This window comes from Pseudomonas sp. P5_A2_2, assembly GCF_054177685.1.
On sequence record NZ_JBGCUL010001090.1, the window covers coordinates 1 to 1,433 of the forward strand.

Sequence of the window (1,433 nt, forward strand, 5' to 3'; positions counted from 1 at the left end):
ACACACGAAAACCTCCCGCGCCGGTCGGCGAGTCGTAGCCCACGGTCGGCGCGCGACGTACCCGGCGTTGACCCGGGCTGTACTGCCAGGCCTGGCGGGGGGAGGAGGTCGGGTTGATGAACTCGTGACCGACCACGATCTCGCCTTTCTTGCGCACCGGTTCCAGGGTGGTGATCAGGAAGTTGGTGAGCACGCCGTTGGCCGTCTCCAGGGATTTGTCCGGACTGGACCAGATCGAGAAGATCTTGTAGTTGACTTCTTCGAGCACCTTTTCCTTGTTGGCGTACACCACCGCCTGGCCGTAGTTGGCCTCTTCAGTGTTGGCGCGCGACTGCAAGGTATGGTTGAACATCAACTCGCTGCCGTTCTTCGGGATCGGGAACGGCGARGCACCCCAGGCGTTTTTCGTGTCGTTGTTGTCATTGTCGAGTTCGGCAGTGACGGCGTTTTTCTTGATCAGGTCTTCCATGCGCTGATCGAGGCGGAAGTCGCGGTGGCTCGGGTACACCGGGATCTTGAAGGTATCAGGGTAACGCTTGAGCAACGCTTTCTGGCCATCGGTCAGGTTGTTGGCGTACTTGTCCACGTTCTTCGAATCGATCACGAACAGTGGCTTTTCCGCGGCGTACGGGTCCGGATACGGGGTACCGGGGCCGGCGTACTTGAGACCTGGTGGCAGACCTCGCCATTTGCCGGACCAGGCCGGGATGCTGCCATCGGCGTTGCCGGCTTTTTCGGCGCCCATCGGGGTCAGGTCCTGGCCCAGGCGCGCGGCTTCTTCGGGGCTGACCTTGGCGTAGGCGAGGCCACTGCCGAGCAGGCCGACGGTCAGCGCGGTGCTCAATAATGTTTGGGTGAATCTGGACATGCTGTGCTCCTCCGATTGGGAAATCAGAACCGGTACTTGAAGTTGAGCGCGACGTTGTCGCGATCGGCCAACGGGCTGTTGTTGGCGTTGCCGAGGTAGGCGTTGTAGCGGGCCTCGACGGTGAAGTTGCCCAGGTAGCGCCACGAACTGCCGATGCTGGCGCGGTTATCGTTCTGGCCGGCGTTGATCGAGCCGACCATCGAGCTGTCGCCGTGGGCGGCGGCGCTGAAGGTGACAGGCACCGACATGTCCCATCCGCTGAACACGTTGTTGTAGTCAAAGTTCGCCTGCACCGTGTAGCCCCAGGCATCGCGGTCATTGACCAGGCTGTCGGTGCCCGGCAGCGCGAAGCCAGGGGCCAGGGTCACTGGCTGCGACTTGTCGTTGCTGACCACGGTGTTGTAGACCAGCTCGCCGGTCAGGCTGGTGTTGTCGGCGAAGGACGTCGGGCCGAGCACGTAGATCATCGACGTTTGCGCTTGTATGGTCTTGCCACGCACGGGGCTGGAGAAACCGTTGTCGACCATCACCGGCGTACCGTCGCGGTAGCTGACTTCACCGGCCC

2 protein-coding genes are annotated in these 1,433 nt (G+C 62.1%); both read right to left on the minus strand.

The annotated features are described in order from the left end of the window. Nucleotides 1–868, minus strand: an 868-nt coding sequence (locus ACXRVY_RS29070; RefSeq protein WP_458238964.1) for a DUF1329 domain-containing protein, incomplete at its 3' end; no start/stop codon positions are given. Nucleotides 869–891: 23 nt separating this feature from the next. Next, the coding region (locus ACXRVY_RS29075) for a DUF1302 family protein (protein WP_458238965.1) at nucleotides 892–1,433 on the minus strand (542 nt) is incomplete at its 5' end.